The organism is Aequorivita iocasae, assembly GCF_016757735.1.
In the GTDB taxonomy this organism is placed as follows: Bacteria; Bacteroidota; Bacteroidia; order Flavobacteriales; family Flavobacteriaceae; genus Aequorivita; species Aequorivita iocasae.
The window spans coordinates 71,471-91,425 of record NZ_CP068439.1 but is presented as its reverse complement, the minus strand read 5'-3'; the positions used below and the strand labels follow the sequence as shown (position 1 = coordinate 91,425).

The window sequence follows — 19,955 nt, the reverse complement described above, 5'->3', positions numbered from 1 at the left end:
ATATGCAATAATCTTTCATATTTTGATAGGTTTATTGGCGTATGTAGATCGTTCATTGATGGTGTTTTATATGCTTGGTATTTTAGTTTATTTTATTTATTCTATAATACTAAAAAAGAATAAAGCTCTTTATGTTCTTCTTGCTGCAGCTTACATTACTGGAGTGGAGGTTTTTCTTCGTATGACCAAAGCTTTTGTTTTCTATGAAACGGGAAAGTATGCTGTTATGTTTTTTGTTTTATTGGGAATATTGTATTTGGGTTTTAAAAGAAACGCAATTTCTTATATAGGTTACATTTTATTATTATTGCCTGGTGTTTTGGTATCATTGGATGCGATTTCTTACGATGCGAATTTTAGAACTACAGTACTTTTCAATCTCAGCGGGCCTTTATGTTTAAGTTTTGCTGCTATTTTCTGTTATGGCAGAACAATATCATTAAAAAATTTTCTTAAGGTTTTAGATTTTATAGTTTATCCTTTAATAAGTACAGTAGTGTATATAATATTATATACTCCCGATATTCAAGAAGTTGTAACTGGCACTGCTTCAAATGCTGCTTTGTCAGGTGGGTATGGACCAAACCAAGTAGCTACTGTATTAGGATTGGGAATGTTTATTTTATTTTCCCGATTATTGATTCCCTATAGAAATATAATTGTTCAATGGTGTATGATGTTTTTAATGATTGTAATGACATATCGTGCATTGCTTACATTCTCTAGGGGAGGGGTTCTGATCTCACTGATTATTTCGGTAGTTTTTATAGTTTTTATATACGTAAGCAGTAATATAAAAAGCAAAGCAAAAATAACTGTTAAAGTATTATCTTTATTAGGTGTAGCCCTGATGGTTTGGTCATATACATTGGTACAAACAGGGGGCCTTATTGGAAATCGTTATGCCAATGAGGATGCATTGGGAAGGGAAAAGGAAGATGTTACGACCGGTCGTGTCGATTTATTGGCCGTAGAGATTGATGCCTTCAAGGAGAATCCGATTTTTGGAATTGGAATTGGACAGGGCAAGTTTCAATTTAGGGAAGAAATGGGAATTATTTCCGCATCCCATAATGAAATATCACGCATGTTATCTGAACATGGTTTACTGGGTATTTTAGCATTATTAATTCTTTTAATCGCTCCTATGTTAACAAAAATGAAAGGCCGAAAGAACATCTATTTCTATCCATTTTTATTATTCTGGGGTCTTACAATCGTCACCACATCAATGCGCATCGCCGCCCCAGCCTTTATATATGCCTTATGTTTGTTGAATATAGATTATGCACCCAAGAAAAAACCTGCTTTACATAGGAAATAAACTCGCAGTCCACGGCAAGAATCCTACGGCTATCGACGAACTTCCAATTAAACTGGAAGCAGAGGGATATGCAGTTATAACAGCATCTTCTAAACAAAATAAAACCTTTCGACTGTTGGATATGGCGTTCGCAACTGTCCAAAATAGAAATCGTGTCAACCTAGTCTTGATAGACACCTACAGCACACAGAATTTTTATTATGCGGTTATTGTGGCTGCTTTATGCCGCTTTTTTAAACTGCCCTATATGCCAATCTTGCACGGCGGCAACCTTCCCAGCCGTTTAAAAAAAAGTAAGCGCCTCAGCAAAGCGCTTTTTGGTAAGGCTTTGATGAATATAGCCCCCTCAAAGTTTATGATGGGCCAATTTCAAAATGCCGGCTTTCAAAATATAACATACATACCAAATACCCTCAAAATTGAAAATTATCCATTTCAAATTAGAACATCCCTAACCCCAAAGCTACTGTGGGTGCGTTCCTTTTCGGAAATATACAACCCCTTATTGGCTTTGGAAATAGTTGAAATCCTTAAAAAGAAAGGGATTGATGCTTCCCTCTGTATGGTGGGGCCTGACAAAGACGGTTCCATGCAACGCTGTAAAAAGATTGCCGAAGAACTTAAACTCCCCATAAATTTCACAGGTATGATGCGAAAAGAGGAATGGATGGCGCTTTCCAAAGATTTTGACATCTTTATTAGCACCACCAATTTCGACAATATGCCAGTAAGTGTTATGGAAGCCATGGCACTCGGGTTGCCGGTAATCTCAACAAATGTAGGCGGTATGCCTTGTTTGATTGAAAATGGTACTGATGGTATCTTGGTACCTGCAAACTCCCCGGAATCTTTTGTGCAAGCCATTGAAGAATTATGTACCGACCCTTTAAGAGTTCAAAATATCACAAAAAATGCCCGAGCAAAAATGGAAAACCTTGATTGGGGGAAAGTAAAACATAAATGGATAAATCTTTTAGGGGAATGAAATTTCAGTAAATTTGGAGTGTTGGCGATAACCGCAAATAAAACAGCGCAGACACCAAGTTCACGGAGTAGGTCTTTGTGTCCTTTGTGAAAACATTGTGTCCTTTGTGGTTAAAAGAAGTCCATAACGAAACTGGAAACGATTACTTATGTCAAAAAAAAACAGCATACATTTCGACATCTCAGAACGCAAAATTTTGCTGCGAATTTTGGATATTGTTAGTGTGCTGTCATTGTTGTATTTCGTTGGTATTGTCTTCAATTTTGATTACTTCAAAATAAACTCCCAACATTGGGTATGGTCCATTGTGTTGGCAATTTATCTAAGCGTTTTCGCAACAATTTTTGAGCTTTATAATCTTCAGAAAGCGAGTAAGTTTGATGTGGTGGTAAAAAATGTGATTATAACCTCTTCGGTAACAGTTCTTTTTTACCTGCTTACACCATTTTATACCCCTATGTTGCCTTCCAACCGTTTGCAGATAGTCTATTTCTTTTTGGCTATAAATATTGCAATGTTGGCGTGGCGTTATGCCTACATCATCCTTATTTCTGCGCCCCGTTTTTACAAAAGGGTACTTTTGATTGCCCACGCAAGCGACGTGGAAACCATAGTAGCCTCCCTCCAAAAATCCGACCCTAATTATCGTGTTATCGGTTATTTTAATACTGGCCCCAATGACGGCACCATCATTAACGCTCTTGAAATTGACTCCATCACTATTGCCGATATTTCTTTATTGACGCAAGAAATGACTATTTCTGAGATAGTCGTGGGTACACCGCTTTCAGAAGGAATGACTGTGGAATTGAACAACCATTTGATAAAGTTATTGGAAAACGGAATCCCCATTCGCGAATATACCCAGGTTTACGAAGAGTTGACACATCGTATTCCGGTACAGCACGTGGAGAAGGATTTCTATCGTTACTTCCCTTTTAGCCGTAGCAACCAAAACAAACTTTACCTTTTCTTCAATAGAATCTTGGATTTGTTTTTTTCGGTTTTGGGCCTAACCTTCGGCATCATTTTGCTTCCTTTTTTATTGATAGGAAATTTACTTGCAAATCGCGGGCCCTTGTTCTACAGCCAGACTAGAGTGGGGAAGAACGGCAATCACTTCAAAATATACAAATTGCGCAGTATGGTTAAAAATGCCGAAAAGGATGGCGCGCAGTTCGCCTTGGTAAAAGATACAAGGGTTACAAAGTTTGGTAGGTTTTTAAGAAAATCACGTTTTGATGAAATCCCCCAATTCATTAATGTTATTAAGGGTGAAATGAGCGTTATTGGCCCCCGGCCAGAACGTCCCGAGTTTGTGGAAGGACTAATAGAAAAAATACCTTTTTACGAAGTAAGGCACCTTGTGAAACCCGGCGTAACAGGCTGGGCACAGGTAAATGCCAAATACGGCTCTACCGAAGAGGATTCGCTTGAAAAACTGCAATACGACCTATACTACATCAAGCACCGGAGTCTTTTTCTGGATGTTACCATCATTATAAAAACCCTGAGCACTATCATATTCTTTAGGGGACAGTGATGGTTATGAGTTGCAGGTTTCATTTCAAGTTCCAGGTTTCAGTTATGCGTTATAAGTTATGGGTTTTGAATGGGTCATACTCATACTTCGTGCTTACTTCCCCCTTTAAGGGGGCCATGGGGTTACTCCTTGAGCTCTGTACATCTGTGGATAAAAATATAATTATGATAAACATATATAATTTCTTCCCTTGTACTTCCTTTTTACTTTCCATTCGCTTTTCGCTTTTCGCTTTTCACTCATTCGTATATCTCTAATTATATTTAAAATTTATTTATAGTATGATTATAGTATCTTTATAGTATGATTATAGTATCTTTATAGTATGTCTATAGTATGTTTATAGTATATATATAGTATGTATAAAGCGTATCATATACATATTATATTCACTGTATACTAGTAAATCTTCACCCGTCATTTTCTAAATTTTACGTTTAATGCCGAAGTGGTTGAATCTTTTTTGAGAAATTTTTCTAACCCAAATCAAGCCTTCCCTTTGAAGGCGCTGTGTTGAGCCTTTCGAATTAGAAGGATGGAGAGGTATATTTTTTAATTGGACATTTGACCTTTTTCATTTGATATTTTTCCCTAGTAACCTCTGGGTTGATTCTTTAAAAAAAGGTTTCTTGCAAACGCAATCAAACTCCCTCCCTTTGAAGGCAATGTACTTAGCGCTGTCGAAGTAGAGGGCTGGGGAGGGATGTCATTCCTTCCCAATAACGTAAATCAAATAAACATAACGTATTGCCAAGGCAATCAATAAGGGCAATAATCCAATTGCAAATACCTGTACGCCGGTAATCCAATGGATTGCCAAAAGAATTAAAAGAAGTAATAACAAAAGGGTATATCGTTTAATTTTTGGCGAAGGCTTCTTTTTACCAATGACCCAAAACACCAAAATCGAAATAGGAAAAGCCCATAACAGATTGTAGTTGTTTGCAGTTGCGGTATGGTCTGTTGCAAACCAAAGCAACAAAAGAAAAATACCAATAAGCCCCGTAAAAAAGAAAATAAGGGCATCCAAATAGCGGCTTCGCCTATTATTTTTATAATTTCGATACGTCACAAGTACAATCAATAAACCCAAAACTCCCAATATAAAAATCGGACTTAAAAAGAAATTGCTTCTAGGAGGCTGCGGTTTATTTTCAAAAAGAACCTTTGTGTTTTTCACCAATGGCTCGGTTTTCCCATTTCTATGTATCACTGCGTTGGCAGCACCTTTAAAAACATAATCCGGCAAAAACTGGTATTCAATGGGTTTTGCGGCTCTATCAATTACAGCACCCAAAGCTATATCTATCCCCAAACTTCCCCAGCTGTTGGCATTGAGATTTTGCTGAATGAGTTCCCTAAACGTATAGGTTTCTGTTATATGATCATCCTTAAATTCCAGTTTATTGCCCAATACCTCTTGGGTTACGTCACGAATCTTGGTAGCGCAATTGTCAAAAAAGAAATCGTATTTATATTTTTTGTTCTCGGGCCTAGCATTGTTCCAAAGAAAATTTGAAACCGCCTGTTTTTCCGATTGGGTAAGGTTTAAGGTTTGTTCCTTTATCCAGCGGTTTTGGGCTACATAACTTTCATAAAAAGAATCGTAATAACTTACCCCTAACTGATAGAGCAGTTTGCCTTGTGCAAATTTTGTGTAAAAATTGGGTGTGTCAAAGTCGTAAACCCCATAATTAAAAACCACATCCTGCCCTGTGGCGGGATCGTTTATTCTAAAAGCGCTATGCCCAAACTTGTCGTAAAGCTCAGCACCTGGGCCTATGGTTAAAATACTTATTTCTGAAGCTTCAGAAAGTGGAACAAACTGTGCTTTTACAGAAACACTTATTATAGATAGTAGAAAAAGTATGTAATATTTCTTCACGCAATTTTAATTTTCATCTTGGCTCTTGGCTCTTGGCTCTTGGCTCTTCACTAATATTCTACCTAAAAATTTCCCAATCCAATTTCAACGAAAAAACATTGGAATACAAAGCAGCGCTTTGGTCGCCAATATCAGTTAATGCATAATCCACTTGAATACCCTTATACCTAAATCCAACACCGATGTTGGGTTGAAAGCCCACGGAATCACTCCCGTCCAGCTGTTTTATATTCTGAAAATTTCCAACCCCACCACGCACATAAACCATATCAATATATGCGAATTCAAGTCCTAAGGAAGGTGTGATACTTGCGAAAGAAGTAGAAATTACATCATTAGTTTCAGCAAAACGAAAATTGAGATCTACTTCGGCCAATAACGAAAAATCATAGCGGTACACAAACTTACGGGCCATCCCCAATTGAAGTTTGGGGATAGTTATTTCTGTAGTTTCGGGCAGGTCTTGGTTTTGTCCCTCAACGGCACCCTGAATTTCAGCAAATTTTTCTTCGTCTATGCTCCAAGCATTGAAAGTGGTAGTAATGTCACGAGCCATAATTCCAAACATCCATTTGTCTGTCCTGAATTGCACCGCCGCATCTAGCCCAAAACCCCACGAAGAGGCAAAGTCACCAATAATACGGCGGATCACCTTGGCATTTACACCATAATTCAATCCGTCCAAGGGAAGTCTTCGTGCATAGGAAAAAGTAACCCCATAATCTGCGGTGGAAAAAAGGCTTATACGGTTGTAATCTATGTTGCCCTCGCTGTCAATCAATTGGGTGGTGTTTAAAATATCGTCCACCCCGAAACGGATAACCGATAGCCCTACGGCGCTTCTGTCGTCCAAAGGCATTGCAAAGGCCGCATAATCATAATTCGCAATATTTGCAAAATAGGAGGCGTGCATCAATGAAATCTGTTTATCCTCAAGATTTACCATACCTGCGGGATTCCAGTACCCAGAGTTTACATCACCCGAGGAAGCCACTACAGCATTGCTCATCCCGAATGCTGCGGCATCAACACCGATATTCATAAATTCATTGGAATATTTGCGTACGGTCTGCGCACCCAGCGTAGCTGAAATAAGTACTATAAGGAGGAATAATTTCTCTTTCAAGCTTAAAATTTTAGGACAAATATGGCACTATTTTACAGAATACTAAACTTTAAATTTATGCACATATTGTGTTTGAATGCCATTGGACGGAAATACTTTGTTATTTTTACACATAATCTTAATAGATATTAAAAAATCAACCCCTATTAGGCTCCTCCCCTTTGAAGGGGAGGCTGGGAGGGGATGTTTTGCCTAAATCATAAAATCCAAATTGCGCTATAAAGAATATGAATATATCAAAACAAATCCCAAATATTATCACCTCCCTAAACATCCTATGCGGATGCGTTGCAATTCTTTTTGCAATTTCCGGTGATTTGATAACCGCTTCTTTCTTTGTTTTCCTCGGAATTTTCTTCGACTTTTTTGATGGGCTGGCAGCCCGATTGCTAAAAGCGCAGAGCGAGGTTGGCCTCCAGTTGGATTCCTTGGCAGATGTTATTACCAGCGGTGTTGCGCCCGGAGTTGTAATGTACCAAATGTTGAATCTGTCTTATTTCCATCAAATGCAGACGCTGACTGAAACATTTTCATTGGAGGGATGGAATGTAAGTTTTAAAAATTATCTGCCGCTTATTGGTTTGTTAATCGTGATTGCCTCAGCCTACCGATTGGCAAAATTCAACGTAGATACACGGCAAACTTCAGGCTTTATTGGATTACCCACGCCAGCAAACGCACTTTTGATTTTAAGCCTGCCCCTAATCTTACAGTTTCAATATTCTGAACTGGCAGAAACCATTATTTTAAACCGTTGGTTTTTGATAGGAATGACCTTGCTGAGCTGTATTCTTTTAAATGCCGAAATCCCACTTTTCGCCCTCAAATTCAAGACCTGGGATTTTAAAAGCAACGCTGTACGTTATGTGTTTCTGATAATTTGTGGAGTGCTGTTGGTACTGCTGAAGTTTTTGGCGATACCATTTATAATTCTACTTTATATATTGCTTTCGTTGGTTAACCACAAAGAACACCAAGAAGGCACAAAGCACACAAAGAAATCTCTCTGAACGCTGTGAAACCATTGTGCTCTTTGTGATTAAAAAATTATAGTAAAATGCAAACACAATGAATGAAAACCAAATAGCCACTAAGATTATTGGATGTGCACTAGAAGTCCATAAGGCACTAGGTCCGGGATTATTGGAATCGGCCTATCAGGAATGTTTATTTTATAAATTAAAGTTAGAGGGTTTAGCTGTTGAGAAACAAAAACCAATGTCACTCATATTTGATGAGGTGAAATTGGAGGTTGGATATCGAATAGATATATTGGTCGAAAATAAGGTTGTTATTGAGATAAAAAGTGTAGAGGCGTTAAACGATGTCCATTTAGCACAGACCCTTACCTATATGCGTCTTGGTGGTTTTAAACTGGGTCTTCTAATTAATTTTAATGTAAATCTGTTAAAGCAGGGTGTTAAAAGAGTTATTAACGGAGAATTGTAAATTTATCAAGGCTCCGTGAACTCTGTACAAACATTATGCAAACATTGTAATCTCTGTGATCGAAAAGATACCAAGGATACCAAAAAGTCGACAAGAATAAAAAGTATCCTCCGCGAACTCTGTGCAAACATTGTGTCCTCTGTGGTTAAAAAAAGGACTGTTTAAAACTCCAACTTCTTCTTCCGAAGCTCAAAATTTTGTCCAAGATATACCTTTCTAACCATTTCATCTGCGGCAAGTTCCTCTGGCACTCCGTGTTTTAGAATGCTTCCTTCAAACATTAAATAAGTCCTATCCGTAATTGCCAGTGTTTCCTGTACGTTGTGATCGGTAATAAGAATCCCGATATTTTTGTTTTTAAGTTGGGCTACGATACGCTGAATGTCTTCCACCGCAACAGGGTCAACTCCAGCAAAAGGTTCGTCCAAAAGAATAAAATGTGGGTCGGTTGCCAATGCGCGCGCAATCTCAGTTCTTCGTCTTTCTCCTCCACTTAAAAGATCACCGCGGTTTTTGCGGATATGGCCTAAACCAAATTCTTCGATAAGCGATTCCATTTTTGCGCGCTGTTCTTTCTTTGAAAGCTTGGTAAGCTGCAAAACGCTCAAAATATTGTCTTCAACGCTCAACTTCCTAAAAACCGATGCTTCCTGTGCCAAATAACCAATGCCGTTCTGTGCGCGTTTGTACATAGGGTACTTTGTTATTTCGGTGCCTTCTAAAAAAATATTCCCGCCGTTGGGTTTTATCAATCCCACAATCATATAAAAGGAAGTGGTTTTGCCAGCTCCATTTGGTCCGAGCAAACCCACGATTTCTCCTTGGTTTACTTCCACTGTGATGCCCTTAACGACCTTTCGGCCTTTATAGGATTTCATTAAGTTTTCGGCTTTTAGCTTCATTTTATATGTTTTTGCCTCAAATGTTTCTAAGTTTCTCTAGAGTGCGGGTTTAGTTTAGCCACAAATACACGAATATTTATTTAATCTGTAACGCAGCTATACTATAAAATTATTTAATTCATCATTCATCATTCGTCGCTCGTAGCTCGTCACTCGTAGCTCGTAGCTCGTAGCTCGTAGCTCGTAGCTCGTAGCTTACAATTCTTCAATCACGAATATATCAATAATTCACGTATTTAAATAAAATTAAACTTGTTGCGCCTCCAAAGCTTCCCAATATTCAAAAGCCCTGCGCAAATGGGGAATTACAATTGTTCCGCCAATTAAAAGTGAAATGCTCATCCCTTCAACCACTTCTTCCTTGGTCAAGCCCAGTTTGTGGCATTCTTCCAAATGGTAGCGCACACAATCATCACAACGCAACACCAGTGAATTGCCCAAGCCCAAAAGTTCCTTTGTTTTCTTGGGAAGCACACCTTCCATATAGGCGTTGGTATCCAGATTAAAGATGCGCTTGATAATCTTGTTGTTATCTTCCAGCATCTTCTCGTTCATCTTTGCGCGATAGGCATTGAATTCTTCTACAATATTTTCTTTCATAATTTTTATTTTTTCAAAAGCCAAAAGCCAAAAGCCAAAAGCCAAAAGCCTAAATATTACCCTCTTTTTTCCTTCTTCTTTCCTCTCTTTTCTGATTCCTTATCACAATCCTCGATATATAAATACTCACCTCATAAAGAATAAGTATCGGGATGGCAACAATTATTTGGCTTACAATATCCGGCGGGGTGATTACTGCCGAAAGAATTAAAACGATAATTAAAGCAAATTTGCGGTATTTCCGAAGGATTTCAGGGGTAACCAATCCAATCTTTGTAAGGATGTACATAATGATTGGCAATTCAAAAACAATTCCGCAGGCCAATACTGAAGTACGCACCAGCGAAATATAACTGTCCAAATCAAAGTCGTTAAATACTTCCTTGCTCACTTGATAATTGCCCAAAAAGTTGATGGATAGGGGAGTGATAAGATAATACCCAAACAATACGCCCAAAAAGAAAAGTATAGACGCAATAACGATAAAACCACGGCTGCTCTTGCGTTCTTTTTCTTTTAGTCCCGGGCTAATAAATCGCCAAAATTCATATAGTATATATGGGAAAGCTATAATGATTCCTGCATAAATGGAAGTCCACATATGTGCGGAAAACTGCCCGGCCATAGTTCTACTTTGAATACGGAATGGCATTTCCTGAAAACAGAAAGTATCCATTCCAAGTGAACGCGAAATGTTGCAGAACATTCTATAGGTAGGAAAATCTGGACGCTTTGGCCCAAAAATAAGGGTGTCAAATATAAAATCCTTTAATATAAATGCCCCCAATGCCAAAACAACCACTGCAATGGTGGAACGTATAAGGTGCCAGCGCAATTCTTCCAAATGGTCCAAAAAGGACATTTCTTTTTCTGGGGAACCTATTTTCTTCATTATATTATTCCCTCTTTGGTAAGGTTATGAATGTGCACCACACCGCTGTATTTGCCTTTCTCCTCTGCAAGAATCTGGGTAATACCGTATTTGTCCATCATTTCCATGGCTTCTACTGCCATCGCATTGTTGGCAATTTTTTTTGGATTTTGGGTCATAATGTCTTTTGCGGTCAGTCCTGCAAAGCTATCGGTTTTTGTCAACATCCGACGTAAATCTCCATCTGTAATAATTCCTATAATTTCATCATTTTCAACAACGGCGGTTACGCCCAGCATTTTTTCTGAAATCTCAACGATTACTTTTTTCACATCAGTATCAGGGCTCACTTGCGGTTTTTCGTTCAGCGAAGTAAGATTGCTTACCCGTAAATAAAGTTTTTTCCCCAAGGAACCGCCCGGATGGAATTTTGCGAAATCCTTGCTCGAGAATCCGCGGAGGTCCAAAAGGCACATTGCCAATGCATCTCCTATAACCAATTGTGCGGTGGTACTGGTAGTAGGTGCAAGATTGTTGGGGCAGGCTTCCTTCTCAACATAAGCATTCAACACAAAATCAGCTTGTTGCCCCAGAAAGGATTCGCCGTTACCTGTAATGGCAATCAATTTATTATCAATAGCTTTTATTAAAGGAACAAGTACTTTTATTTCGGGCGTATTGCCACTTTTTGAAATGCATATTACGGTATCGTTCTGCTGAATAGTTCCAAGGTCACCGTGAATGGCATCTGCCGCGTGCATAAAAATGGCAGGGGTCCCCGTAGAGTTTAAAGTAGCTACAATTTTGGTCGCAATATTGGCACTTTTGCCGATTCCGGTAATGATTACCCTTCCTTTGGAGTTGTATATATAATCCACTGCCCCAGCAAATTCCTCATTTACCAAATGGGCCAGATTTGCAATGGCTTTACTTTCAGTTTCTATGGTGTTTTTTGCTACGGAAATGATTCTCTCTTGCTTGTTCAAAATTTTAATGCTTTTGAATGTTTGTAACTGTTTCAGAAATTAGTATATTTAGAATAGAATTTAACACAATTCAGAAATCTTAATATAGAAACCTTTCTTTTAAGATGCAGTCAACATAATACGGTTGCAAAATTACAATTGTTAATCTGTAAAACAATGTATTGTTGGCTAAAACTGAATTGACAATAAAAAACTTAAGCAGCGTGGCAGAATTTGATATTTACGCAGCCCTGAAAAAATATTTTGGATTTACAAGATTTAAAGGCTTGCAGGAGGAAGTAGTCAAAAGCATCCTCAATGGCCATAATACCTTTGTGGTCATGCCTACTGGCGGAGGAAAATCACTGTGTTACCAACTTCCGGCACTTATGCAGGATGGTACAGCTATAGTAGTTTCCCCACTCATTGCACTTATGAAAAACCAAGTGGATGCGCTGCGTTCTCTTTCTGCGGAAGAAGGGATAGCACACGTTTTAAATTCTTCCCTCAATAAAACTGAGGTAAAGAGAGTGAAAAACGATATTTCCAGTGGAGTAACAAAATTACTCTACGTTGCCCCCGAATCTTTAACAAAAGAAGAGTATGTAGATTTTCTGCAAACCCAGAAAATTTCTTTTATGGCTATTGACGAGGCCCATTGCATCAGCGAGTGGGGGCATGATTTTCGGCCAGAATACCGAAACCTAAAAAGTATTATACAGCGGATAGGAAATGATATACCTATTATAGGGCTTACCGCCACTGCAACTCCAAAAGTACAGGAAGATATATTGAAAAACCTCAATATGCAGGATGCAAATACCTTTAAAGCATCTTTCAACCGTCCAAACTTATATTACGAAATACGCCCAAAAACCAAAAATGTAGATTCAGATATCATTCGTTTTGTAAAACAGAACGAGGGCAAAAGCGGTATTGTGTACTGTTTAAGTAGAAAAAGAGTGGAAGAACTGGCTCAGGCATTGCAAGTCAATGGTATAAAAGCTGTACCCTATCACGCAGGTCTCGACGGTAAAACACGGGTAAAGCACCAAGACATGTTTTTGATGGAAGACGTAGATGTGGTAGTTGCCACAATCGCCTTCGGAATGGGCATAGACAAACCGGATGTTCGCTTTGTTATCCATAACGATATTCCAAAAAGCATTGAAAGCTATTACCAAGAAACCGGACGTGCAGGCCGCGATGGGGGCGAAGGGCATTGCCTTGCTTTCTATAGTTATAAAGACATAGAAAAATTGGAAAAGTTTATGAGCGGAAAGCCTGTTGCCGAACAGGAAATAGGTCAAGCGCTTTTGCAGGAAGTAGTCGCTTTTGCGGAAACTTCCATTTCCCGCAGAAAGTTCATCCTACATTATTTTGGGGAAGAATTTGACAATGAAACAGGCGAAGGCGGAATGATGGACGACAATATGCGCCACCCCAAAAAAAAGCACGAGGCAAAAGAAGATGCCAAACAACTTCTTGAAGTAGTTTCAAAAACCAATGAACAATACAAAAGCAAGGAAATTGTAAATGTCCTGGTTGGTAAGGTCAATGCGCTTATAAAATCGCACAGAACCGATGCCCAGGCATATTTTGGTTCTGGAGCAAATCATGAACCTGCTTATTGGATGGCACTGCTTCGTCAACTTTTGGTTGCTGGATATCTGAAAAAAGATATTGAAACCTATGGCGTGATCCATTTAACCGAAGAAGGAAAGAAATTTATAAAATCGCCCACTTCCTTTATGATGACCGAAGACCATTCCTTTAAAGATGCAAATGATGATGTGATAGTTGGTGTTCAAAAAGGAGGCGAAGTTGTAGATGAAAATCTTTTCAAAATTCTGAAGGCAGAACTCAAAAAAGTTGCTCACGATTTAGACTTGCCACCTTTTGTTATTTTTCAGGAGCCTTCTCTGGAAGATATGGCGCTTAAATACCCAATTACCTTGGAGGAACTCTCAAATGTGCACGGTGTAGGGGAGGGTAAAGCCAAAAAATACGGCAAACCATTTATAAAAATAATACAAAACTACGTAGAGGAAAACGATATAATTAGGCCAGAAGATTTCGTGGTAAAGTCTACCGGAAGCAATAGTTCTTTGAAACTATATATTATTCAAAACGTGGATCGCAAGCTTGCCTTGCCAGATATTGCCAACGCCAAGGGCCTTGAAATGCCGGAGTTTATAAAGGAAATGGAAGCCATCGTTTACAGCGGTACCAAGCTGAATATAGATTATTGGATTGACGAGGTGCTTGATGAAGACCAACAGGAAGAAATCCATGAATATTTCTTAGAGGCTAAAACCGATAAAATAGAAGAGGCTTTAGACGAATTTGATGGGGATTATGACGAAGAGGAATTGCGCTTGTACCGAATTAAATTTATCAGTGAAGTTGGGAATTAGTATTAACACCCCAATATGTCCTGCAGTTTTTTTGAACCTAAACTTACAGTTTTACCATAATTTCATAGATGCCTGTTTCTGTATTTTGTTCGAAGTCAGCATTATTAATTTCCAAAGTATTAATTTGCACAAAAGAGCAGCAATTCTCCGTTTTTTCCTCAGCGTCAAGAATGAGGTTGAAAATTTCAACTTCGCCTACCTTCAATGTATAATTTACGATATTGGTGCCCCAACCAAAAGGCCCTAATCTTATAATGTTTATGTCATTTTCAGAAATGAAGGTAAATGGTACGCTATTATTGGCGTCGTTTAAATCTAAAACTTCAATATCAGCGGGATCAAAAGTGCCGTTGGTAAATAGATTTTCACCTGTAGCTTGATCCAAAAGTTCAAAATTTAAACCCAATGGCCCAGAATTACAGAGAATATCACACTTGTCTACACTACAGGATGTTATGGCAATAGTTGCGATAACCAACAAAATAAAACCTTTCAACTTCATAAAAACTTTTGATTGCCCTTTACTAACTCTTCTGTTCTTTGTTGAAATATACTAAATAATAATACATTTGCTTTTCTTCGTCCCAGCCTTTTTCTACAAACTTTTCGGCACTTTCGGGATTAATAAAATCCAGTTTAATCTGGATGTTTGTATCTAGGTTTATTATGTTTTTTATTTTTTTACGGGCAGCGGTAACGGCCGTATTGGCAATAGGAAAAGTTGTTAAATCCTCAATGCTGTACTTTGGTGCCTTTTCAGTTTTGTAATGGCGGAATTCCGGTAACAAATCTGGATTGTCTATTACCTCGTTCATAAAGGCAGTTTCCTCAAAATTGTCGTTTTTGGCAAAATGGTTTACCGCGCGGCTCATAAACATCACTTCCTGTTTTTTGTCTTCGGCGGGTAAAACTACATCTTTCGCAAAATCCTGGCAGAACTTTAAATATTTTTTGGTGTAGAAATTATCATCTGCAAGGGCCTCTACTCCTAAGAAGCTTTCCAACCAATAACGCGCATCGTAACGGTTGCTATCTACGGCGAGAATTTTGTAACCCTCTTCTTTTTTTGAATTAAAAATGATACAGCCCTTGTCCAATTTGTTCAGGCTAACCCCGTGTTGCAGCATAGCTTCCAACTGGTTTCCCTCTTCGGCAAACTGAAGAAAATCCTGTTTCAGTTCACTTTTAAAAATACCGATGGCATCCATTTTTACATTGTCCAATTGCACATTTTCAAGATAGGCCACATAAACTTCGCCACTTTTTATATGTGGATGCTCAGACTGATTGTAAAGGTAGGTTGCAATCTTTCGGCTTTCTTCATGAATGTTTTGTGGATTGTCAAAAATTTTATTGGCACTATTGTATAATTCGTGAAATTCCAAATCTGCCTCGTGGGAAAATTGGAAGTAGTTTTCTTCTTTGTCCCGGAAAGGTTTCAGAAAAAATTCTTTGAGCAATGGCGTAATTTCATCGTCCATTTTATACGGTTCCGCAGAGAGAAAGATGGCTTCATTTCTACTTTTGTTACCCACTCTGTGGATGGAAAGCGATGCGATGTGGGTACTGAAAAGGTTTATCATTTATTTAAGTTATGAGTTATGGGAATTATTTTTGCTTACAGCTTACAGCTTACAGCTTACAGCTTACAGCTTACAGCTTACAGCTTACAGCCTAATTCCAGTTTTCGTCAAAATCGAGGTTGTCGTAATCTTCTGGGTCTAGGTCAAATTCTTCATCGAAATCTTCTTCTTCAATTTCTTCGGCAATAAATTCCTTTTCGGGAGCTTCCTCGGGTATTTGTCCGTGGGAGTACATCAAATTTGGATAGATAGTTCCTGCCTCCGCATCTGCAATATCTGCAAGTTCCACCATAAAAGTCCACATATTCAAAAAATCATAAACATATAGCAGGCGTGTTTTTTCTTCATCAACAACATCTTCCAAGGCGGTCTCACCCATAATCCGAAGGCCGCCCGGCTCGTCACTTACGTCGAAAAGGGAAATCTCCTCACCTTCTTCCCAAAGATCGTTGCTGGTATAAAACGAGGCCATTTCTTGCCCGTCAAAGCCAAAGGATTGTGTAATTGCATTGTGGAAGTCTTCCAGGGTGGCCGAAGCTTCTATTTCGATGTCGCGGAAAACGTCTTCGTGTGTATCGAGGATTATTCTGAAACGGTAAATCATTATTTATTTTTTTTGGACTGCAAAGTTATCAAAAAGTAGGCAGTATTCAGTTGCGGTTTGCAGTTTTGGTTGTGTATTTATTTTGAGAACCTGTGGAGCACAAAGGTCATTGCTGCCAATAGGAAAAAAGCCGTTACTTGATGCAGAACTCCTAACACTACTGGAACTTGAAGTATAAGTGTAAAAACACCCAAAATGAACTGCACCAAAACCAAAAGGAGCAATAGGTTTATTCCATTTCTCTGCGGAACGGTTAATTGCAATTTTCGGGCTTTATACCAAATAACAAAAATAATGCCCACCACGGCATAAGCCATATAGCGATGCACAAATTGTACTCCGCTCTTTCCTTCTACAAAATTTTTCCAAAGGGGAACTTGTTCAATATAAACTGTTTCGTGCATCCACTCACCCTCGTTCATCAACGGCCAATGGTTGTGTATCCAGCCCGCATCTAGCCCAGCTACGAATGCGCCCCAAATGATTTGGATAAGTAAGATTGCCATCCCAAAGCGGATAATGTTTCGAAGTTGGGAATTGATTTCCTTCTTCACGGGATACCAAAGATCCATCGCCACCCAAAAAGTATAAGCAAACGTAATAAATGCTGTTGTTAAGTGCATTGCAAGCCGATAATGGCTTACGTCCGGCCTATCAACCAAACCGCTTTTTACCATATACCAACCCAAAAATCCTTGAAATGCGCCCAAACACATTAAAATGATTGCCTTTCCGATAGTTGGTTTGGTAAGTTGTTTTTTCAGAAGAAAATAAAGAAACGGGATAATAAAAACCACTCCCAATAATCTACCCAACAAACGGTGCAGCCATTCCCAGAAATAAATATCCTTAAAATCTGCTAGAGTAAAATGATTGTTCAACTTTTGGTATTCGGGAAATTGCTTGTAATGGTCAAATTCCGCAATCCACTCTGCCTCGTTCATGGGCGGCAAAGTGCCTGAGATAAGTTTATAACTGGAAATGGAAAGCCCCGAATGTGTGAGCCGTGTTATTCCGCCCACAACTACCATTACAAAAATCAGGAAACATCCTGTTAAGAGCCAGTAGATTACTTTTTTGTTGTCTTTGTTTGCCACTATTATATTTTTATTTTTTTCCGTAAATGGCTAGATTATTACTGAAAACTGCCACTACGACTGCCTACTTTATTACAGCTTTTAAGCCAATTTCCTGTCCTTTTTTCAACATAAAATCACGTGCCGCACTGTATTCATTTGGAATTTCTCCTTCCAGAATAGCCTCTTTTATGGCATCTTTAATTATTCCTATTTCCCGAGAAGGTCTTAGGTTAAAAGTTACCATAATTTCCTCGCCAGAAACGGGTGGTTGAAAATTTCTAACGTGATCACGCTCTTCAACTTCCACTATTTTATTGCGCACCAACTGAAAATTGGCGTGGTATTTTTTAAACTTTTTAGGGTTTTTTGTTGTTATGTCTGCTTCGCAAAGCGTCATTAAATCATCAACATTCTCACCGGCGTCAAAAATTAAACGTCGCACGGCACTATCGGTAACCTCGCTTGCCAAAACTATGGGGCGGGAGCTCATTAAAACCATTTTTTGAACAAACTTCATCTTTTCGTTCAGGGGCATTTTTAGTCGTTTGAACAGTTTGTAAACCATTTTTGCGCCCACAAATTCATGTGCATGAAAGGTCCAGCCCAACTTTTTATCAAACTTTTTGGTGGGCGCTTTTCCAATATCGTGAAGCAACGCGGCCCAGCGCAACCAAAGATCGTCAGTGGTTTTTGAAATATTGTCAACAACTTCTAACGTATGCCAAAAGTTGTCTTTATGGGTTTGGCCTTCCTTTTCATCAATACCCTGCAATGCAACCAATTCCGGTAAAATAAAGGGTAACAAGCCGGTTTTGTGCAAAAGGGCAAAACCTTTGGAAGGTACTTCGGAAAGAAGGATTTTATTGATTTCGTCCACAATCCGTTCCTTTGAAATGATTTTTAGGCGTTTTGCATTTCTCGTAATGGCTTCCAAGGAATCATTCTCAATCGAAAAATCCAATTGGGTCGCAAAACGAATGGCACGAAGCATTCGTAACGGATCATCACTATAGGTAACATCGGGATCTAAAGGAGTTCGTATTATTTTTTTCTGAAGATCTTCAACCCCATTAAAGGGGTCCAGCAACTCGCCATAGTTTTCATCATTAAGGCTTAGCGCCAAAGCATTTATGGTAAAATCCCTACGATTCTGATCGTCTTCCAATGTTCCGTTTTCCACGGCGGGATTTCTACTTTCCTCGTTATAGGATTCTTTACGGGCACCTACGAATTCAAGTTCTATTCCGCCACTTTTCAACATTGCGGTGCCATAGGTTTTAAAAACCGAAACTTTTGGTTTCCCCGGAAGCAATCTTGAAACCTCCTGTGCCAGTTCAATACCGCTGCCAACCGCAACTATATCAATGTCTTTTGCTTCGCCACGCTTTAAAAGAAAATCACGCACGTAGCCGCCAATTGCGTAGCTTTCTAAATTTAAATTTTTGGAAGCTTTGGAAATGGTTCTAAAGACTGGGTTATTTAATGCAGATGTGTAGGTTTTTTTAGCCACGTATACACGAATATTTTTTATTTATTTTTTTTGAGAGTATTGATTACTACTCCAATATTATTTTTTTACCACGAATGCATTAATATTTTTAGTGGATTATTATTTATAGAACAATTCTTTGGTAATCCAAGAAGTCTTTATGAAAATTAACCAAAAGCGCAAATTTACATCCTGAAACTTTCAGATAATTAATACATTGTGCCAAATGTTTATCGCTTAACATCTCAATAGATTTTATTTCCAAGATTATTTTGTCCATAACCACAAAATCAGCATAAAATTTATGTGGCAAAGTAATGTCTTTATATTTTACGGAATATTGCTTTTCCCTTTCGAAGGGAATATCTTTTTATTTAAATTCATATTCGATAGCATCTTTGTAAACAATTTCAGAAAACCCGCTTCCCAAATTATTATAAACATCAAATAAACAGCCAACTATAGCATAACTTTCTTCTTTATAGGTAATGTGAGCCATTATTTTTAGTTATGATAAGTATAAACATTCGTGAATTAGTGGCAATATTTATTGTCTGATTACCTTCACGGAACCATCATTTTTCAGCTTAATAATTGCTGAGGGTTTTCCAGATTTTTTTTCGTGATGCAAATTTACAACATAGTCCACGCCTTCCAAAATTACTGGGTCTATTTCCTTAAAACTTTGTGGGGTTTTTTCACCGCTCACATTTGCGGAGGTGGAAACAAGCGGGCGCCGCATTTTTTGAATGAGTTTTTTACAGAATTCATCTTTGGGCACGCGTATGGCAAGTGAGTTATCTTCCGCAATAATATTTTCTGCTACGCGAATGGGGTTGTCATAAATTATTGTGGTGGGCTTTTTGGCGTATTTCAAAATATCATAGGCCACTTCGGGTACGTTTTCAACGTATTCGTTCAGCATTTTAAAATCGCTTACCAAACAGATCAACGATTTTTTATCGCTTCTGTTTTTAAGTTTGAATACTTTTTCAATGGCTTGGGCATTGGTGGCATCGCAACCTATTCCCCAAACCGTATCAGTAGGGTAGAGGATAATCCCTCCTTTTTTTAAAACAGTCAATGCGTTGTTTATTTCATCTGCTTGGTTCATCGGATTTTCAAATTTTAGA

Annotated in this window: 18 protein-coding genes and 1 pseudogene; 6 read left to right on the top strand and 13 right to left on the bottom strand. The window is 38.5% G+C overall.

Features of this window, described 5'->3' with window-relative positions; all coding sequences use genetic code 11:
- Positions 1 to 22: 22 nt before the first annotated feature.
- From JK629_RS00425 to JK629_RS00415, 3 genes are all read left to right on the top strand, one after another.
- Positions 23 to 1,324: an O-antigen ligase family protein gene (locus JK629_RS00425; protein WP_202336630.1), complete on the top strand. Its 1,302-nt coding sequence runs from the start codon at positions 23 to 25 to the stop codon at positions 1,322 to 1,324.
- Positions 1,287 to 2,309 (top strand): glycosyltransferase family 4 protein, encoded by a 1,023-nt coding sequence (locus JK629_RS00420; protein WP_202336629.1) that lies wholly within the window; start codon positions 1,287 to 1,289, stop codon positions 2,307 to 2,309. Before JK629_RS00425 ends, JK629_RS00420 begins: the two co-directional genes overlap by 38 nt.
- Before the next feature lie 148 nt (positions 2,310 to 2,457).
- Complete coding sequence (locus JK629_RS00415) at positions 2,458 to 3,852, top strand: sugar transferase (RefSeq protein WP_202336628.1); 1,395 nt, start codon at positions 2,458 to 2,460, stop codon at positions 3,850 to 3,852.
- Positions 3,853 to 4,558: 706 nt separating this feature from the next.
- Here the strand turns inward: JK629_RS00415 and JK629_RS00410 are convergent.
- Both JK629_RS00410 and JK629_RS00405 read right to left on the bottom strand, forming a co-directional pair.
- Positions 4,559 to 5,737, bottom strand: a complete 1,179-nt coding sequence (locus tag JK629_RS00410) for a lipoprotein N-acyltransferase Lnb domain-containing protein (protein WP_225626064.1) — start codon at positions 5,735 to 5,737, stop codon at positions 4,559 to 4,561.
- Positions 5,738 to 5,795: 58 nt separating this feature from the next.
- Positions 5,796 to 6,863 (bottom strand): putative type IX sorting system protein PorV2, encoded by a 1,068-nt coding sequence (locus JK629_RS00405; protein WP_202336626.1) that lies wholly within the window; start codon positions 6,861 to 6,863, stop codon positions 5,796 to 5,798.
- A gap of 227 nt (positions 6,864 to 7,090) precedes the next feature.
- Between JK629_RS00405 and JK629_RS00400 the strand changes: the two genes are divergently transcribed.
- Both JK629_RS00400 and JK629_RS00395 read left to right on the top strand, forming a co-directional pair.
- Complete coding sequence (locus JK629_RS00400) at positions 7,091 to 7,873, top strand: CDP-alcohol phosphatidyltransferase family protein (protein ID WP_202336623.1); 783 nt, start codon at positions 7,091 to 7,093, stop codon at positions 7,871 to 7,873.
- A gap of 58 nt (positions 7,874 to 7,931) precedes the next feature.
- Positions 7,932 to 8,312: a GxxExxY protein gene (locus JK629_RS00395; RefSeq protein ID WP_202336615.1), complete on the top strand. Its 381-nt coding sequence runs from the start codon at positions 7,932 to 7,934 to the stop codon at positions 8,310 to 8,312.
- Positions 8,313 to 8,473: 161 nt separating this feature from the next.
- Here the strand turns inward: JK629_RS00395 and lptB are convergent, their stop codons facing one another.
- The 4 genes from lptB to JK629_RS00375 form a co-directional block, all read right to left on the bottom strand.
- A complete protein-coding gene (lptB, locus tag JK629_RS00390) occupies positions 8,474 to 9,214 on the bottom strand; it encodes an LPS export ABC transporter ATP-binding protein (RefSeq protein WP_068762006.1) in 741 nt (246 codons plus the stop codon).
- A 246-nt stretch (positions 9,215 to 9,460) separates the two neighbouring features.
- Positions 9,461 to 9,814 carry a carboxymuconolactone decarboxylase family protein gene (locus tag JK629_RS00385; RefSeq protein ID WP_202336613.1) on the bottom strand — a complete coding sequence of 118 codons (354 nt, stop codon included), beginning with the start codon at positions 9,812 to 9,814 and terminating at the stop codon, positions 9,461 to 9,463.
- A 49-nt stretch (positions 9,815 to 9,863) separates the two neighbouring features.
- Positions 9,864 to 10,706: a twin-arginine translocase subunit TatC gene (gene tatC / locus JK629_RS00380; protein ID WP_202336612.1), complete on the bottom strand. Its 843-nt coding sequence runs from the start codon at positions 10,704 to 10,706 to the stop codon at positions 9,864 to 9,866.
- Complete coding sequence (locus JK629_RS00375; RefSeq protein WP_202336608.1) at positions 10,706 to 11,671, bottom strand: KpsF/GutQ family sugar-phosphate isomerase; 966 nt, start codon at positions 11,669 to 11,671, stop codon at positions 10,706 to 10,708. Before JK629_RS00375 ends, tatC begins: the two co-directional genes overlap by 1 nt.
- 203 nt (positions 11,672 to 11,874) lie before the next feature.
- On the opposite strand from JK629_RS00375, the gene recQ reads away from it, so the two are divergent.
- Positions 11,875 to 14,067 (top strand): DNA helicase RecQ, encoded by a 2,193-nt coding sequence (gene recQ / locus JK629_RS00370; protein ID WP_202337950.1) that lies wholly within the window; start codon positions 11,875 to 11,877, stop codon positions 14,065 to 14,067.
- Between the two features lie 43 nt (positions 14,068 to 14,110).
- On the opposite strand, the gene JK629_RS00365 is transcribed toward recQ, so the two are convergent.
- From JK629_RS00365 to JK629_RS00335, 7 genes and pseudogenes are all read right to left on the bottom strand, one after another.
- Positions 14,111 to 14,569, bottom strand: a complete 459-nt coding sequence (locus JK629_RS00365) for a hypothetical protein (RefSeq protein WP_202336606.1) — start codon at positions 14,567 to 14,569, stop codon at positions 14,111 to 14,113.
- A 22-nt stretch (positions 14,570 to 14,591) separates the two neighbouring features.
- A complete protein-coding gene (locus JK629_RS00360; RefSeq protein ID WP_202336605.1) occupies positions 14,592 to 15,650 on the bottom strand; it encodes a nucleoid-associated protein in 1,059 nt (352 codons plus the stop codon).
- 91 nt (positions 15,651 to 15,741) lie between these two features.
- The gene (locus JK629_RS00355; RefSeq protein WP_202336604.1) at positions 15,742 to 16,254 is read right to left on the bottom strand and encodes an IS1096 element passenger TnpR family protein; all 513 of its coding nucleotides are present in this window, start codon (positions 16,252 to 16,254) and stop codon (positions 15,742 to 15,744) included.
- 77 nt (positions 16,255 to 16,331) lie between these two features.
- On the bottom strand, positions 16,332 to 17,351 hold the full coding sequence (locus JK629_RS00350) for a COX15/CtaA family protein (protein WP_202336603.1): 1,020 nt from the start codon (positions 17,349 to 17,351) through the stop codon (positions 16,332 to 16,334).
- A 64-nt stretch (positions 17,352 to 17,415) separates the two neighbouring features.
- Positions 17,416 to 18,843, bottom strand: a complete 1,428-nt coding sequence (locus JK629_RS00345) for a CCA tRNA nucleotidyltransferase (RefSeq protein ID WP_202336602.1) — start codon at positions 18,841 to 18,843, stop codon at positions 17,416 to 17,418.
- Between the two features lie 103 nt (positions 18,844 to 18,946).
- Positions 18,947 to 19,321: pseudogene (locus JK629_RS00340) on the bottom strand (GxxExxY protein).
- A gap of 48 nt (positions 19,322 to 19,369) precedes the next feature.
- Positions 19,370 to 19,936: an L-threonylcarbamoyladenylate synthase gene (locus JK629_RS00335; protein ID WP_202336601.1), complete on the bottom strand. Its 567-nt coding sequence runs from the start codon at positions 19,934 to 19,936 to the stop codon at positions 19,370 to 19,372.
- Between the last annotated feature and the right edge of the window lie 19 nt (positions 19,937 to 19,955).

Coding starts and splice junctions, on each gene's coding strand:
- JK629_RS00335 (WP_202336601.1), bottom strand. CDS start 19,936: ATGAACCAAGCAGATGAAATAAACAACGCATTGACTGTTTTAAAAAAA.
- JK629_RS00420 (WP_202336629.1), top strand. CDS start 1,287: ATGCACCCAAGAAAAAACCTGCTTTACATAGGAAATAAACTCGCAGTC.
- JK629_RS00415 (WP_202336628.1), top strand. CDS start 2,458: ATGTCAAAAAAAAACAGCATACATTTCGACATCTCAGAACGCAAAATT.
- JK629_RS00385 (WP_202336613.1), bottom strand. CDS start 9,814: ATGAAAGAAAATATTGTAGAAGAATTCAATGCCTATCGCGCAAAGATG.
- lptB (WP_068762006.1), bottom strand. CDS start 9,214: ATGAAGCTAAAAGCCGAAAACTTAATGAAATCCTATAAAGGCCGAAAG.
- JK629_RS00365 (WP_202336606.1), bottom strand. CDS start 14,569: ATGAAGTTGAAAGGTTTTATTTTGTTGGTTATCGCAACTATTGCCATA.
- JK629_RS00400 (WP_202336623.1), top strand. CDS start 7,091: ATGAATATATCAAAACAAATCCCAAATATTATCACCTCCCTAAACATC.
- JK629_RS00355 (WP_202336604.1), bottom strand. CDS start 16,254: ATGATTTACCGTTTCAGAATAATCCTCGATACACACGAAGACGTTTTC.
- JK629_RS00395 (WP_202336615.1), top strand. CDS start 7,932: ATGAATGAAAACCAAATAGCCACTAAGATTATTGGATGTGCACTAGAA.
- tatC (WP_202336612.1), bottom strand. CDS start 10,706: ATGAAGAAAATAGGTTCCCCAGAAAAAGAAATGTCCTTTTTGGACCAT.
- JK629_RS00360 (WP_202336605.1), bottom strand. CDS start 15,650: ATGATAAACCTTTTCAGTACCCACATCGCATCGCTTTCCATCCACAGA.